The organism is Gammaproteobacteria bacterium, from assembly GCA_013001575.1.
GTDB lineage: Bacteria > Pseudomonadota > Gammaproteobacteria > Steroidobacterales > JABDMI01 > JABDMI01.
In genome coordinates, this window is sequence record JABDMI010000029.1 from 19,644 (window position 1) to 35,277 (window position 15,634).

The following is a 15,634-nucleotide window of genomic DNA, read 5'->3' on the forward strand; positions in this document are numbered from 1 at the left end:
AACATGACAGTCACACTTGCATCCGAGCTTAAATTACCGTGTGGCGTTGTTTTGCCTAACCGACTGTGTAAGTCGGCTATGACCGAAGGGCTCGCAGACGCCTATGACCACGCAACCCATGGTCACCAGAATCTTTACCGCAGCTGGTCTGAAGGCGGTACTGGCTTGTTGATATCGGGCAATATTATGGTCGACAAGCGCTATTTGGAACGCCCCGGCAATGTGGTTGTCGAAAACCATTCCGGATTTGCCCAATTACAATCCTGGGTTGAAGCAGCTACAGTTAACGGCAATCAGTTTTGGGCACAAGTTTCACATCCGGGTCGTCAGTGTGCCCGAATCTCATCCATGCGTCCATTGTCTCCGTCGGATGTGCAATTAAAAATGCTAGGTTCATTTGCCAAACCGAATCCCATGACTGTCGAAGACATTGAAGAGGCGATAGACCGTTATGTGAATACAGCCGTCATCCTAAAAGAGGCCGGATTTACCGGCATCCAAATTCATGGAGCGCACGGGTATTTGATCAGTCAATTCCTGTCCCCAGTTACCAATCGCCGTACTGACGAGTGGGGCGGCAATCTGGAAAATCGAGCCTATTTTCTGTTAAAGATCGTACGCAAGTGTCGTGAAACATTGGGTATGGATTATCCGCTGTCTGTTAAACTCAATTCGGCCGATTTCCAAAAAGGCGGTTTCACCCTGGAAGAGAGTGCCCAGGTGGCTAAATGGCTGAGTGATGAAAGAATCGACCTGTTGGAGATTTCTGGTGGAACTTATGAACAGATCAAATTGCTTGGACACACCGGTGAAGTTTCGGATATAGAGAATCCGGAAGTCGACGAAAACACACGTGAAAGTACGCGTAAACGTGAAGCCTATTTTCTTGAATATGCCCAGACTATACAATCATCAATAAATATTCCATTACTTGTCACCGGTGGATTCCGTTCGCGTAATACCATGCTTGAAACACTGGCCAATCATGAACTGGATGTTGTTGGGATCGCACGGCCACTTTGTGTGGACCCGGCAATTTCGCAAAAACTCATTGACGGTACCGAAGAGAAAGCTCAACAATATGAGCCCAAGCTATGGTCTGGTGCTTTTGGTCCGGCCAGCAAATCCAAAGTTTTTCGCATGGTGAATATTTTTGGTGATGTGGCCTGGTATTATCACCAAATTCTGAAATTGGCAAAGAATAAGCCAATCAACCCCCAGTTGGGTTTGTTGAATTCTTTTTTCTCACATTTTAATCGCGAGTACAGAATCGGACTGCAGAGAAAGTGGAAGCAAAGGAAGAAATCCGGGTCCTAGATCGCACCGGCTAAAAATTTTTACGCCGCGTCGGTGGAAATTTTTCTATTGCGTAACTTTGCGTAAAACCGGCACCCTGATGCCCAGGAAAATATCACCTTCGCCATACTGACCATCACCGGTTTTGAAAAAGCCTTGCGAATGTTTTGCAATTTCAGGGTTAGCAAGCGCCTTTATCTCACCGAGAATCTGGTTTGCTTTCACAGCGCTTATTCTTTGATGGTGACCAGAGTCAGTTCATTGCCCCACACGCAGCCGCTATCCAGGCACAGTATATTTTTACGTTTATAGTAACCAAGCGCTGCCCAATGGCCAAATACAATCGGGGTTTTTTTAAGTTTTCGACCGGGGTATTTAAACCAGGGGATAAGGGTTTTGGGTTTTTGTTTTAACTGACTTTTATTCTGCAGGTTAAGTCGACAGCGTTTGGTTACATAGCGCATCCGGGTAAAAGCGTTTGTAATGAATCTCAGGCGTTCGTAGCCAATCAGGTTTTTTGACCAAAGACTTGGCTGGTTGCCATGCATGTTTTTGAAAAATTTACTTCGCTGTTTTTCATCTACCAGTACCTCTTCCACTTCACGCGCCAGTTTCAAGGTTTTTCCCATGCTCCAGAGAGGGTAGATACCGGCATGTGCCAAGAGGGTATTCAGTTCCAGTTCGTAATGCACCAGAGGTTGATGGCTCAACCATTCCAGCAGATCGATCTTGTCTTTGGCCTTGAAAATAGGTTTCAGGTCTTTGCCAATGCTGTAATTTGCTTGTAAAGGCTTGTGATACGCAAGTGCCAAGAGGTGAAGGTCGTGGTTGCCAAGCACCGTGACGATGGAGTCACGAATGGAAAACAGATAACGCAAAGTTTTTAATGATTTGGGACCACGGGCTACCAGATCTCCACTTAGCCAAAGTGTATCCTTTTTCGGGTCAAACTCAACCTCATCCAGTTTGTTTCTCAGGTCTTGATAGCAACCCTGAACATCGCCAACCGCATAAATAGCCATTAGAATCCCTGTGTTTTATTATTTATCAAATTTAATTGACCAGGCCTGGAACTGCAAGACTAAAAACCGGAATATTGGCATTAAAAGTATCTCCTTGCATAGTGCGCATACCATAATGTCCATACATACAGCCTATTGGGGTTTTCAATACCGCTCCACTTGTATAACGATGCACTTGTCCCGGTTGCAAAACAGGTTGCAATCCAACAACTCCTTCTCCGCTTACTTCTTTGGTAATGCCATTGGCGTCGGTAATGATCCATTTACGCGTTATTAATTGTACGGTTTCACTGGAATTGTTGCTGATCTCAACATGATAGGCAAAAGTGAACACGCCATTGAGTGCATCGGACTGAGCCTCGATGTATTCAGTTTGAACGCTCACATTAATGCTGTCCTGACTCATTGGTTTTTAGAACTCAAATAATTACTTATGCTAATGAAATCCAGAACAGACAATCTTTCAGCGCGTAATTGAGGGTCCAGGCCCAGTTGATCAAAATTTTCGGGGCTTAGAAACGATTTAAGGCTATTTCGAATGGTTTTGCGTCTTTGGCTGAAAGCCTGACGCACAACATCAGCAAATATTGCCGGATCTTTGATGTGGTATTCATTTGCATGCGAGATTGATTTTGGGGTCAAGCAGATAATTGCCGAGTCAACTTTAGGCGGTGGCTTAAAGGCACCCGGGCCTACCTCAAAAAGCTTCTCCGCATTCCAGTGAGCCTGAACCATAACCGAGAGTCGGCCATAGGTTTTACTCCCTGGCATAGCAACCATGCGATCAACCACCTCTTTTTGCAACATAAAATGCATATCAATAATACGATGCTTGAAATTTATCAAATGAAAAATTAGAGGGGTAGAAATGTTGTACGGGAGATTGCCAATTAGCCTGATATTCTCGGCCTCAGGAAGCAATGCAGCAAAATCGGTGCGTAAGGCATCAGCTTCTTGTATGAAGAAATCGGTATGTTTTTGTGTGGCATTGGACAAGCTTTTTATGGCGTCGCGGTCTATTTCCAAAGCCAGGTATTGTTGATACGGGTAGCGTTCAAGCAGGGGAAGGGTCAATGCGCCTAATCCCGGGCCAATTTCAATGACATGGTCATTGTGTTTCAGGTCAATGGCTTCTGCTATGCGTTGTATTACATGCGCATCGTGTAAAAAATGCTGACCAAAACGTTTACGTACCGGGTGAGACATATGTGCGTCAGGCATTCAGTTTTTTATCAGTATTATTTAATAATATCATTCATACTTCGAATGGTTTTTTCAATACTGGATGTAATCGTGGATTCAAGATCAATTTCTTTTTCAAGTGCTTTTTCAATAACCAGTTCTTCTTCTGGAATTTCTTCGGCCGGAAGTATCTGCTTACGTTGCAGAGAATGGTCCTCTTCAAGAATATTAAACATTTCGTGAATATCGTCATCACTTAATTCGGCACTTTCCGGGACTGCGCCTTTGTTGCGAAGTTCCTGATTTTCGGCTTTATGCGCTTGTGCAAATGAAGTTTGAGCAGGTTGATGAAGTTGTGCAATTTCCTGACTTGCCGCAAGTGAATTCTGTTTTTTACGTTTTTTACGTTGGTATGCCACTGTTGCCATTTCAATAGCGGTTTCAACAGCTGCAATCATGCTGTCGGGTGAAACGCGGCCAGTGCCCGCCAGATCCAATGCAGTGCCGTGATCCACAGAAGTTCGGATAATTGGTAAACCAAGGGTAATATTCACCCCTTTGCCAAAACTGGCATATTTTAATACCGGTAAGCCCTGGTCGTGATACATGCAAAGAATTGCATCAACATCATGCAATATTTTAGGAGTAAAAACCGTGTCAGCAGGTAATGGACCAATCAGATCCATTCCGGAGTTTCGGGCCAGGTTCAATGTTGGTTCAATAGTATCAATATCCTCACGACCCAGGTGCCCCTGTTCGCCAGCATGCGGGTTCAATCCGCACACAGCTATTCTTGGAGATTGAATTCCAAAATGTAGCTTGAGGTCGTTATACAAAACTTCCAGAACATTGATCAAGGCATCTTGTGTGATGGCGGCGGGCACTTTACTCAAAGGCAAGTGGGTTGTAGCCAGCGCGACACGCATTTCATCACAAGCCAGCATCATGACCGGTTTGTCGACCAGGGTTTTTTGTGCCAGATACTCTGTATGTCCACTGAAGGCATACCCAGCCTCATTGATTATCCCTTTATGTACCGGGGCCGTGACCATGGCATGAAACTGTTTACGTACGCATCCTTGAATCGCAATGTCGAGTTGCTCAAGAACCATTGGGACGTTTTTGCTATCAAGGCGACCGGCGACCACTGGTAGTGCAGTTGGTACACTTATAAGATCCAGATGTTTCAGGGCATCTTCAAGGCCAAGTTGTTTAGCGCGCTGACCAAACACAACAGAGTCGCCGATAATGCTAATACGAGCAGGTAATTTTGCTTTGAGCAGATGCAGACAGACGTCAGGCCCTGCGCCGGATGGTTCACCCGAGGTGACAACAATTTTTGGCAGGAAAAGACTCATGTCTGGTTAATTATCAGGCTATTTAGTATGGCTCATGTTCTTAGAGTCGATATTCCACATAAGCTTCATCGCGTAGACGCTGCATCCAGAGCAAGGACTCTTCTTCAAATTTTTGTTCACGCAGAGCATTTCGGGCGCGATTACGCAATAAATCCTCAGCCATATCTTTTTCCCGTTTATCCTGAACTTCGAGAATATGCCAACCAAATTGGCTTCTAAAAGGTTCACTCACCTCTCCGATAGGCGTGGTTTTGATAACACCGGCAAAGCTTGGGTCATAAACATCGGTCACAGACCAACCAAGTTCACCACCTTTGGTTGCTGAACCCGGGTCTTGTGAGTGCAAGCGAGCAAGTTCGGAAAAATCCGTACCTGACTCAATGTCTTGTTTCAGTTTGAGGAGTTTCTCTTTGTTTTCTTCGTCTGTGCCAAGATCAGAGTCGCTAATAAGAATGTGTCTGACCTTGTATTGTTCAATGATCTGCTCAGGTAATTCATTACCGCGCGTATCTTCGATCATGATCAGGTGAAAACCACTTGGACTGCGAATGACATCAGACACCTGATTAACCTCCAAGCTTCTGATCATGTCACTGAATATACTCGGTACCTGGGCTAAATTTCTCCAGCCAAGATTTCCGCCTTCCAGAGATTTGGCCCCGTTCGAATAGGCAATAGCCAATTTAGAAAAATTCTCTCCGTCTGCTATTCGCTGTTTAAGCGTATTGATAAGATTGAATTTTTTCTCGCGTAATTCCTCGGGTGCATCTTCATCAAGAGTCAACAGAATGTGTTTGATCAAATATTCCTGATCGGCATTACCTTGGGAAATTAAACGTTCAACTTCTGCATCAGAAACCCGAATATTTCCACTCAATTCGCGTTGGGTTAATTGCTGGATTGTAATTTCCTGACGAATTTCTTCACGGAAAGTGGCGTAATCGACTCCATCAGCCGCCAATGCAGCGGGTAACTGGCTCAGGCTGGTGCCATTGCGTTGTGCGATTGTGGCTAAAGCCTGGTTAATCATTTCATCCGGGATACGTAAACCAGCATTGCGTGCTCTTTGCGTCTGGATCTTTTTAACAATTAATTGCTCGAGAACTTGTTTGGCCACTTGTGCACGTGACGGCAACTGTTGTTGAGTTGCTTGCAAGCGTGCAATTACAACCCTTAATTCGGTTTCATATTCGGATTGCAGAATGATGTCATCGTTTACTACGGCGACAATGCGATCCAGTAACTCTGCCTGAGCTGTTATACACAACAGAAAACTAGTAATTAATAAGCTGATTGTTTTGATAAATTTCATAAATAATATTTGTAGCATGTTGAAAGGGTGTTAATTGATAAGTTTAAAATTCGTCAATAAAAATATTGTCCCGGAGTAATTGATCTGCACGTGCTCCGACACTTGAGAGGCCTTTGAGTTCCAATTGTAACAGGAATGCATTGTCTGAGTTACCGTCACGGTCTGATATATACCGCCTCGAGATGGCTCTGAGACCCCAACAACAGGTGTCGTATTCAAGGCCCCAGTAGCGATCCAGTGTTACCTTGTTCAAACGATCATAATTCCAGCGCCCAACCAGATTCAAGCGTTGGTTCACGGGGTAACGAAAGGCTATGTCGGTCTGATCAACGCGGTCACGTACTGAGCGGTAGCCGGCAGAGAACATGCTTCTTTGGTCGGGGCTATAACTGAAAGCCAGGTTTCGTTTTTCGTGCTGGTCTTCGAAACCATCCCAGCTCAAGCCACTACGCATAGCCCACTTTTTATTCAGGCGCCAATACGTTTCTGCAATTAATAATGATGAAGATTTTTGCGGCCCCGTGGCTGGATTAAGATTGACTTCACGATCCTTAAAAAATAATACTTGGCCCACATCAAAACGCAAACTTTGCCCGTTTGGGTTTTCCAATAAGCGTGAACTTAATCCAAGTGCAACTTGATGTGTATCGCCAATTCGATCAAGCCCGTTAAAGCGTCGTGGGTTAAATAACTGATTCTGGTTGAGGTCGGGCAGTCCAGTGTCAAAAATGGGTAATGCACTTTGGTTCCTGTAGGGAATGTATGTGTATTGCACCCGGGGCTCCAGAGTCTGCGGCAATGTACTGCCAGCAATCTCGCGTTCCAGATGCAGACGTGCATCCAGATTAACAATGGGCAAGGCACGCCCAGGTTTTGCGTCTAGGTCTTGTGCAGTATGTTGCAAATTGTATTGGGTTAAATTCATACCGACTAAGCCATTCAGACTAACCGCGCTATTTGACCATTCATATTGCAGTTGGGGGTAAATATGAAATCGTGAACCCTCGACTCCAATATCGCGTTGAAAATTGACCAGTTCATTGTCGAGTATAAAACTCAAACCTTCCAGACCCAGATTTTGCCATTTTGCATGTGTGGAAATTTGCGGTAAACGTTGGTAAGGCTCTTGAAAATTATCAATGCTGGGATTGATGACCTGATAATCCTGGATCAGGGAATTCACGGTCCAACGTTTGCCATAATAGTCAAGCGAAATTTCGCGATTCAAGTTGGTGATAGTTGTTGTGCTAAGGTCACCGCCGAAATCAATAAAGTAATTATTGTCTGAAACGTTTTGAATATTAATAGCCGCATCCCAATTCGGTCCGTAACGAAAATCGTTATTCCAGGTAAATTTATTCCTGTCAATATTGCGTTTAGAATCGGAAGCCAGGTAATCGAATTCGATGATGCCATTCGAAAAATTGTTAATATAGCGAAACTCATTGCCCAGTTGAATACCGCGATCACCTAATAGTCGGGTGGTGCTGGTCATGTCCATATTGGGGCGAATATTCCAGTAGTAAGGAATTCCAATCTCTAAGCCACTCTTGCCAGAATTGCCTATATTGGGAATAAGAAAGCCGGACTTTCTCTGGTTGTTGATCGGGAAGGTAAAATACGGAAGATACATCAACGGGATATCGGCAAACTCTAGGCGTACACCACGTGCCGTTCCTCGTTGCTTATTCTGGTCGAGCGTGATCTCTTCTCCGATCAGTTGCCAGCCACTGTGGTCTTTGGGACATGAGCTGTAACTAACACCTTTGAGGGTTTGAACACCATTTTCTTGTAAATTCAGTTCTTTTGCAGCGCCACGCGTACCGTCCTTGAACTCGAATTCTGCATTTTTAAAATTGGCGGTTCGCTTTTTGAGATCAAAATCTGCTGTTAATCCATTGATCGAGCCGCTTTCACTCGAGAGTGATACTTGACCCGGCGTTGTGAATTTTCCGGTTTGGGAGTTATATTCGGCAATATCGGTATGTATGGTTTGCCCTTGATAATGCAATTCAACTTCTTTTTTCAGACTAAAGCGGTTTTTCGTGCCATCTACTTCACGGGCATATACCAGGATTTTTTCCGGTTTCGCTTCAGAGGCCACTGATTCTGAATCTTGTACCTCTGCTATCACACATTCATTTGCATAACTGAATGAAGCCAGGATTAAGTAAATGCTTAGTAGGAAGAATTTTTTTGGCATTGTTAGGTAATATTTTTGTCCAATCTGACCAGTGGTAGGTCAGACCATTTATAATATTGCTTGGTTCCGGAATACGTATGCAAACAGTTGAGTAATTATAATCTTTTTAGACCGCGTAAGCTTTAATTTCAATTTAAATGAGAACTTTCATCGCATCAGAAAATACAACTTCACATATGTCTGAAGACCCGCGCATTAAGCAATTGATGGGTTGGTTGGGTGAGCTTGGCTATGCAGATTTCACTTTGCGACCAGCGTCTGCTGACGCGAGTTTCCGTCGCTATTTCAGACTGACCCTGGAGTCGGGGAAAAACATGATTGTGATGGATGCGCCGCCAAATAAGGAGCCATTAAGTCCTTTTATTGATATCGCCAGTGACTGGGCGCGTGGCAAGATCGGCGTGCCAGATCTTTACAAGGTGTCTGAGTCGAATGGCTTCATCTTGATGCAAGACCTCGGCAGTGAAACGTTTTTGGATAATCTGAACGCAGCAAATCGCACTGATCTGTATAAGTTAGCCATTGATGAATTACTCAAGATCCAGGCGTATCAGGCACAATTTTCCCTTCCAGAGTATTCGGAAACACTCTTAAATACAGAAATGCATTTGTTTACAGACTGGTTTCTGGCAAAACACTGTCAGAAAAAACCGCTTAAAGATAGATTGAATTATTTACACAGTCTATTCGCCAAATTGCGAAAAAATGCACTCGCGCAAAAACATCTTTTAGTGCATCGCGATTATCATTCCAGGAATTTGATGATGAATGCGGGGCAACTTGGTGTGATCGATTTTCAAGATGCGGTAATTGGTCCAGTGAGCTACGACCTGGTTTCCTTGTTAAAAGATTGTTATATCAAGCTCGAGCCTGAATTTCGCAAAGAATTGTTGGCATATTACTGGGAAAAGGCAAACCAGAGGGGTATTTTAAAGGGGCAAACTATTCAGCAATTTACTTATGAACTGGATTTGATGGGAGTGCAAAGGCATTTAAAAGCTATCGGAATCTTTTGCCGCTTGAATTATCGTGATGGCAAAGCGCAGTATTTGCATGATATACCCAGAACTGCAAGTTATATAGTCGACCTGAAAAAACTTTACCCTGAATTACACGAGCTGTCTGAGATATTGTTGGAAAATATTCCTGAATTGACTTCTGGCGTAGCTCTACAATGACTATGCGTGCAATGATTCTCGCTGCAGGACGTGGAGTGCGTTTAAGTCCCTTAACGGATACAAAACCCAAGCCTTTGATCAGGGTTGGAGAAAAATGTTTGATCGAATATCAGATTGAAGCATTACACAAAGCCGGTATCCAAGACATTGTGATAAATACCGGATGGCTCGGACAGCAACTGATCGACCACTTGGGCAGCGGGAGTCGTTACAAAGTTAATCTCGAGTATTCAATCGAGCCGGAATCCGGTCTTGAAACCGGGGGTGGAATTTATCAGGCCTTGCCATTATTAGGCAATAAGCCTTTTATAGTCGTGAATGCAGACATATTCCACCAGTTCGATCTCGAGGGACTGGGTCATGATCTGGACGCTGACACACTTGCTCATTTGGTTCTGGTAGAAAATCCAAGTTTTAATCCTGGCGGTGATTTTTGCATGCTGGAAAATAAGGTGTTTCTAAAAGATCCAGCGTTGCCGGATAGTCATGATCATGCAGATAAAAAATCCTATACATTTTCCGGAATTGGCGTATACAGACCAGAATTATTCATTGAATTGCGCCCCGGAAAATTTCCCTTGGCGCCACTTTTGAAAGCGGCCATTCGACGTGCCCGAGTCACGGGAGAATTCACAGCAGCGCGTTGGTTTGACGCCGGAACCGAATCACGCATTGCCGAGATCGAGCGTTTTATTCGCTAGTCATAACCGCCTGTTGCCCACCTTTGAGTTTGTTGGGCACACTTTCACGACTGGCTTTAGGCACATTCAGGCGACTCTCGTCAAAAGGATGCCATTCGTATTTATCGCCTTTAACATAGGTGTAAGTTAACTTTCCCGAGCTGCGCCATGCATCCAGCACCACCCCGGCGTAGAAATCTTGACCAATCGCAGTAACCACAGGGGAGCTGTGCTCTAAGGGATAGCTGCTGCCTTCATTGGCGATACCCCAATGGAATTGCATGGTTTTATAATTTTTTTCTCTTAGCATTGTGATCAGGTCATAACAGAAATGAATGCACAGACCTCGTGGGCGATATCCATAATTGACCAGGACATTGTGCCAAACCGGAGGCCAAGTCAGGTTAAATTCCTTGGCTAAGGACATCGCTCTGAAAACTGAACTTTCAGCTAGGTCACGCGCTTCTATCGGGTCAATACTTTCATCCAGGCTCAGCACAAGTTCGAAGACTTCATCCACTCTTTGTTGATAAAGCTCAGGCGTATCTTCAATATTCAAGCCAACCAGTTGACCGGTGTCATCGGTTTCAATATCACCATATTGAATTGGCACACAAGCACTTAGGACGAAAGCAGTGATAAGAAATAATAATCGTGTAAGAATAGTTTTTTGCATGGTTATATCTAGTGGTTTAGTTATCGGATCAAGAGGTTAGAAAGTAGAAACCTTTAAAGAGCTAAAATATTACTAAAAAATTTTAATATGGCAAAATCCAAGACAAAAAAAAGCAGCCCCGCTAGGCGAGGCTGCTATTTTAAGCGTTTTGTCTAACTAACGCTATTAGTCTAAGTCAAGACCCAACTCTCTGATCACACGCAGTGTGATGTATTTCGAAGTTGTTGAGACTGGCAGACCTTTTTTACGCGCGTAACATTCGTTAGCACCACGATAGGTACATGGACCAATGATACCGTCAATGCGGCACTCGTAGCAGCCAACAGCTTTCAGGGCTGTTTGCAGCTTACGGATGTTTGCATTGGTCATGTTCACGTCACACAGAACCGGGCGCCATTCTGAACGCTCGTCTGAAACTTTAACGTTACGCGTAATAGTTTCGTATTCCGCAGGAATAGGAATGCTGCGTGTTGAAGCTGGAGTGTCAACGACTTGCTTGGATACAGTTTTGTAAACCGCAGGAACGGTTTCAGTACGGTATGAAGCAGGTTTGGTGACAACGCGACGGGATACAGACTTGTACTCGGCAGGAATGTTGATCTCACGCTGTGAAGCTGGGGTATCAACCACTTGCTTGGTTACCGTTTTGTATACCGCAGGAACCGGGATCTCGCGAGTTGAAGCAGGCTTGACCACAATTGTGGTGTCAACATTTGCATACTCGGCAGGAATCTCGATAGTGCGTGAAGACGCAGGTGTATCTACCACTTGCTTGGTTACTGTTTTGTAAACCGCAGGTACTGCAATTTCACGCGTTGTCGCAGGTTTGACCACTGTAGTAGTGTCAACGTTAGCGTACTCGGCTGGAATTTCGATAGTGCGGCTAGAAGCAGGCTTAACCAATACTTGTTTAGTAACTGTCGCATACTCAGCAGGAACTTCGATCTCACGAGTTGATTCAGGTGTGATCAACTTGGTGGTATCAACGTTTGCATACTCGGCAGGAATTTCGATAGTACGGCTGGAAGCAGGCTTAACCAAAACTTGACGGGTAACTGTACGGTACTCGGCAGGAATTTCTACCAAACACATTACTTCACCAGTGTCATTGGTTTTAGTTTCAACAACAGTTCCACCAAAACGCTCAACAAAACTACCAACGGTTACGTTAGTTGCTGCTGAACCTACGCCAGAACCAGAACCACCACCGGTACCAGTAGAGCGTTTCCATTCTGTACGAGCAGGGCGAACCATAACTTGCTCAGACTCGGTGCGGTATTCGGCAGGAATAGTTTCGATACGGGTTGAGGCTGCACGAACCATTACACGCTCAGAACCAGGACCGTATTGAGCAGGAATAACTTCAGTACGAGTTGTTGCTGGAGAAACCAGAACACGCTCGGTTACTGTTTTATATTCTGCAGGGATAGTTTCGATACGAGTAGATGCTGCACGAACCAAAACACGCTCTGTACCACTACCGTATTGAGCAGGAACTACTTCAGTACGAGTAGATGCCGGTTGAACCAGCACTTGCTCGGTTACAGTTTTGTAAGTAGCAGGAATGGTTTCGATACGAGTTGATGCTGCACGAACCAGGACACGCTCACTACCTTTGCCGTATTGGGCAGGGATAACTTCTGTGCGTGTTGAAGCTGGTTGAACCAGAACTTGCTCGGTTACAGTTTTGTAAGTAGCAGGAATGGTTTCGATGCGAGTTGACGCTTCACGTACCAGAACTTGATCTGACTCAGAGCCATATACTGCTGGAATAGGAATACGTTTTTCAAAGGCAGGCTTAACCAGTACTTGCTCGGTTACAGTTTTGTATGTAGCAGGAATAGTTTCGATGCGCTCGGAAGCTTCACGACGAACTACCTTCTCGGATACTGTATTGTAGTTAGCAGGAATGATCACACGAGCGTAACACTCGCCTGGCTTGGCATTCGGTGGGAACAAGTCGTTGCTACCACAGTTAGGACCACAAACTTCCTTAACCATTGGCTCAACATTCTTGGCCATTGCCAATTCACGACGTAAACGGTCGATCTCGGCTTTCAGAGGACCAGTGTTATCTACTGGAGCAGGTGCTGCAGCAACGGGAGCCGCTTGTTGCGAACCGGCAGCTTGACCAGCAGATTGTGAACCGGCTGATTGACCAGCGGATTGTGAACCGGCTGATTGACCAGCGGATTGTGAACCGGCTGATTGACCAGCAGATTGTGAACCGGCTGATTGACTAGCAGATTGTGAACCGGCTGATTGACTCGCTGATTGACTTGCTGCTGATTGTGATCCCGCTGACTGACTTGCCGCTGTCTGCGAGCCAGTGCTCGACTGAGCACAACCAGCCAATGCGACTGCGGCAGCAGAGACGAGCAGGATATTGACTGCACGAAGTTTCATTGTTTTACCCTCCAAGGTAAATCCCCAAATAAAAAAAATGGCACCGCCTATGAAAAAGACAGCACACCATTAGCTATAAAGCCTGTGTACTTTAACAGATTAGACAGGTACTTGAAACAAAATCACCACATAAGTTCATCGTTGTTTACGTTCTAGGGTGAAATGCACACAACACTGATTTTTATGGGATTTTTAACAATTTCGCCCGGTCTGATAAATGCGCTTCTGTGAAGCTCATCACAATTTATAAAAACGAAAAATTAAACAGTGTTGCAAATAAACAACTGAAATCAGCTTGCCCGATCCCCGAATTTGTTTTCTGCTTGTAAATCAGCATGATATGAACTCCTTACCAAGGGTCCACTAGCAACATGTGTGAACCCCAGCTCATATCCGGTTTCTTCCAGTCGTTTGAATTCTTGTGGAGTCCAGTAGCGGGTGACCGGCAAATGGTGGCGACTGGGTTGTAAATATTGGCCAACCGTGAGCATATCGACATTGTGATTGCGCAAATCCTGCATAACCTCAATAACCTCATCATAGGTCTCGTCTATTCCCACCATAATCCCGGATTTTGTGGTAATTTCGGGATTTTGCGCTTTAAATTTTGCCAATAGATCCAGTGAATGCTGATAATCCGAACCCGGGCGAACTTTTCGATAAATACGCGGAACGGTTTCCAGATTGTGATTGAATACATCGGGCAAGGCTTTGCGGCTTATTTCCAAAGCTTTATCCAGGCGTCCTCTGAAATCCGGTACTAATACTTCAATTTTCACCTCAGGGGTGCGTGTCCGGATAGCTTGAATGCAATCAACAAAGTGTTGCGCACCTCCATCGAGTAGATCATCGCGATCTACCGAGGTAATTACGACATAGCGCAAATCCATGTCCTGAATGGTTTTGGACAGGTTTTCAGGTTCATGCGCATCAAGGGCATTTGGCCGACCATGCGCCACATCGCAAAAAGAGCATCGCCTGGTGCATATGTCGCCCATGATCATAAAAGTCGCTGTGCCTTTGGTGAAACATTCCGTCAGGTTTGGGCAGCTTGCTTCTTCACACACCGTAACCAGATTATTATCACGCAGCTTTTGCTTAAGTGCGTCAACCTTGTTACTCAGTGGCAATTTCACTCGTATCCAGTCGGGCTTACGCAGTGGCTTAATTGTTGGTTCAATCTTTACAGGAATGCGGGCCATTTTTTCAGCGGCCGTCATTTTTTTGCCGGCCTCGAGTTTTTTCGGGCGAGCGCCAGTAGTTTGGTCAGAAGTAGTCATAGGTGAATTTTATCAGTTTAAGGTGTTGCTTGAGTGAGTGACTCGCCCAATGCGCCAATCAAGTGGGATTTAAGCGATCTACTGACCTGATCGAACTCAATATGTTGTGAGGCTTCCTGTTGCATATCGGTCATGACCAGGCCCTGGTAACCGCAAGGGTTAATGCGTGCAAACGGTTCGAGGTCCATGTCGATATTCAAGGCAAGCCCATGATAACTGCGCTGCTTTTTAATGCGCAAACCCAGGCTGGCGATCTTGCGCTCGTCCACATAAACGCCGGGAGCATCGCGTTTGCCATACGCCTCAATATCGTAGTCGGCCAGGGTTTGAATAATGGCGGTCTCAAGCAAACACACCAGACTGCGGGTATTGAGCCTCAGGCGTGCAAGATCTAGTAAGGGATACACTACCAATTGACCTGGTCCGTGATAGGTGATCTGACCCCCGCGGTCGATAGCGATAACCGGAATATCGCCTGGAAATAAAATATGTTCGGCTTTGCCATTCAGGCCCTGGGTAAAGACCGGTGGATGTTGTAAAAACCAGAGTTCATCCCGGGTTTCTTGATTGCGTTGCTCGGTTAACTCACGCATTGCATCCCAGGTCGGCTGGTAGTCAACCAGGCCAAGGTCTTTGTACACAGGAGTTGTGCTTACTGTTTCCATAGGATGCGTCTGCCAATCACAGGGTCATATGCACATCTTCATGCGCATAGAGTGCCTGGTAAATTTTGTCCAGCTGGTTTTTGCTTTTGGCGGTAATGGTAATAGTTAACGCCGAGTACTTGCCGGAACGACTGGGTCTTGAGCTGATGTTACTTGTATCCAGTTCCTGATCAACAAATGTCTGGATCAATTCGCACATGTCACTGGCAAATGTCGCATGATTTTTTCCCATTACTTTAATTGGAAACTCGCAAGGAAATTGCAGAAGCGTTTCCTGGTTTTCAATATTGGTGTTTGATTTGTCTTTCATGGTAACAATATGGGTGCTGTTTTCGGTCAATTCAATGTAAGGCGGATCAAGTTAATCAATGGATTG

15 protein-coding genes are annotated in these 15,634 nt (G+C 45.0%); 3 read left to right on the forward strand and 12 right to left on the reverse strand.

Translation table 11 applies throughout. From position 1 onward, the window contains the following. Positions 1–3 precede the first annotated feature (3 nt). A complete protein-coding gene (locus tag HKN88_02280) occupies positions 4–1,317 on the forward strand; it encodes an NADH:flavin oxidoreductase/NADH oxidase family protein (GenBank protein ID NNC96879.1) in 1,314 nt (437 codons plus the stop codon). A gap of 45 nt (positions 1,318–1,362) precedes the next feature. On the opposite strand, the gene HKN88_02285 is transcribed toward HKN88_02280, so the two are convergent. From HKN88_02285 to HKN88_02315, 7 genes are all read right to left on the reverse strand, one after another. Beyond that, positions 1,363–1,521, reverse strand: coding sequence for a hypothetical protein (locus HKN88_02285; GenBank protein ID NNC96880.1), 159 nt, complete (start codon positions 1,519–1,521; stop codon positions 1,363–1,365). Between the two features lie 5 nt (positions 1,522–1,526). Next, positions 1,527–2,318 (reverse strand): symmetrical bis(5'-nucleosyl)-tetraphosphatase, encoded by a 792-nt coding sequence (locus HKN88_02290; protein ID NNC96881.1) that lies wholly within the window; start codon positions 2,316–2,318, stop codon positions 1,527–1,529. A gap of 31 nt (positions 2,319–2,349) precedes the next feature. Further along, a complete protein-coding gene (gene apaG, locus HKN88_02295) occupies positions 2,350–2,724 on the reverse strand; it encodes a Co2+/Mg2+ efflux protein ApaG (GenBank protein ID NNC96882.1) in 375 nt (124 codons plus the stop codon). Continuing rightward, a complete protein-coding gene (gene rsmA / locus HKN88_02300; protein NNC96883.1) occupies positions 2,721–3,524 on the reverse strand; it encodes a 16S rRNA (adenine(1518)-N(6)/adenine(1519)-N(6))-dimethyltransferase RsmA in 804 nt (267 codons plus the stop codon). The genes apaG and rsmA overlap by 4 nt, the downstream gene beginning before the upstream one ends. Before the next feature lie 32 nt (positions 3,525–3,556). Continuing rightward, a complete protein-coding gene (gene pdxA / locus HKN88_02305; GenBank protein ID NNC96884.1) occupies positions 3,557–4,858 on the reverse strand; it encodes a 4-hydroxythreonine-4-phosphate dehydrogenase PdxA in 1,302 nt (433 codons plus the stop codon). A 40-nt stretch (positions 4,859–4,898) separates the two neighbouring features. Continuing rightward, positions 4,899–6,125, reverse strand: a complete 1,227-nt coding sequence (locus HKN88_02310) for a molecular chaperone SurA (protein NNC96885.1) — start codon at positions 6,123–6,125, stop codon at positions 4,899–4,901. A gap of 88 nt (positions 6,126–6,213) precedes the next feature. Then, entirely contained in the window at positions 6,214–8,274 is a 2,061-nt protein-coding gene (locus HKN88_02315) for an LPS-assembly protein LptD (protein NNC96886.1), read from the reverse strand. A gap of 305 nt (positions 8,275–8,579) precedes the next feature. On the opposite strand from HKN88_02315, the gene HKN88_02320 reads away from it, so the two are divergent. Both HKN88_02320 and HKN88_02325 read left to right on the forward strand, forming a co-directional pair. Then, positions 8,580–9,551 (forward strand): phosphotransferase, encoded by a 972-nt coding sequence (locus tag HKN88_02320; protein NNC96887.1) that lies wholly within the window; start codon positions 8,580–8,582, stop codon positions 9,549–9,551. 2 nt (positions 9,552–9,553) lie between these two features. After that, positions 9,554–10,252, forward strand: a complete 699-nt coding sequence (locus HKN88_02325; protein NNC96888.1) for a nucleotidyltransferase family protein — start codon at positions 9,554–9,556, stop codon at positions 10,250–10,252. Here HKN88_02325 and HKN88_02330 read toward each other — a convergent pair. From HKN88_02330 to HKN88_02350, 5 genes are all read right to left on the reverse strand, one after another. After that, complete coding sequence (locus HKN88_02330) at positions 10,242–10,844, reverse strand: hypothetical protein (GenBank protein NNC96889.1); 603 nt, start codon at positions 10,842–10,844, stop codon at positions 10,242–10,244. The two genes, HKN88_02325 and HKN88_02330, sit on opposite strands and share 11 nt — an antisense overlap. A gap of 228 nt (positions 10,845–11,072) precedes the next feature. Beyond that, entirely contained in the window at positions 11,073–13,313 is a 2,241-nt protein-coding gene (locus tag HKN88_02335; protein ID NNC96890.1) for a hypothetical protein, read from the reverse strand. A gap of 290 nt (positions 13,314–13,603) precedes the next feature. Beyond that, positions 13,604–14,593 (reverse strand): lipoyl synthase, encoded by a 990-nt coding sequence (lipA, locus tag HKN88_02340; GenBank protein ID NNC96891.1) that lies wholly within the window; start codon positions 14,591–14,593, stop codon positions 13,604–13,606. Positions 14,594–14,610: 17 nt separating this feature from the next. Then, on the reverse strand, positions 14,611–15,258 hold the full coding sequence (gene lipB / locus HKN88_02345) for a lipoyl(octanoyl) transferase LipB (GenBank protein NNC96892.1): 648 nt from the start codon (positions 15,256–15,258) through the stop codon (positions 14,611–14,613). Positions 15,259–15,274: 16 nt separating this feature from the next. After that, the gene (locus tag HKN88_02350; protein ID NNC96893.1) at positions 15,275–15,568 is read right to left on the reverse strand and encodes a DUF493 domain-containing protein; all 294 of its coding nucleotides are present in this window, start codon (positions 15,566–15,568) and stop codon (positions 15,275–15,277) included. Between the last annotated feature and the right edge of the window lie 66 nt (positions 15,569–15,634).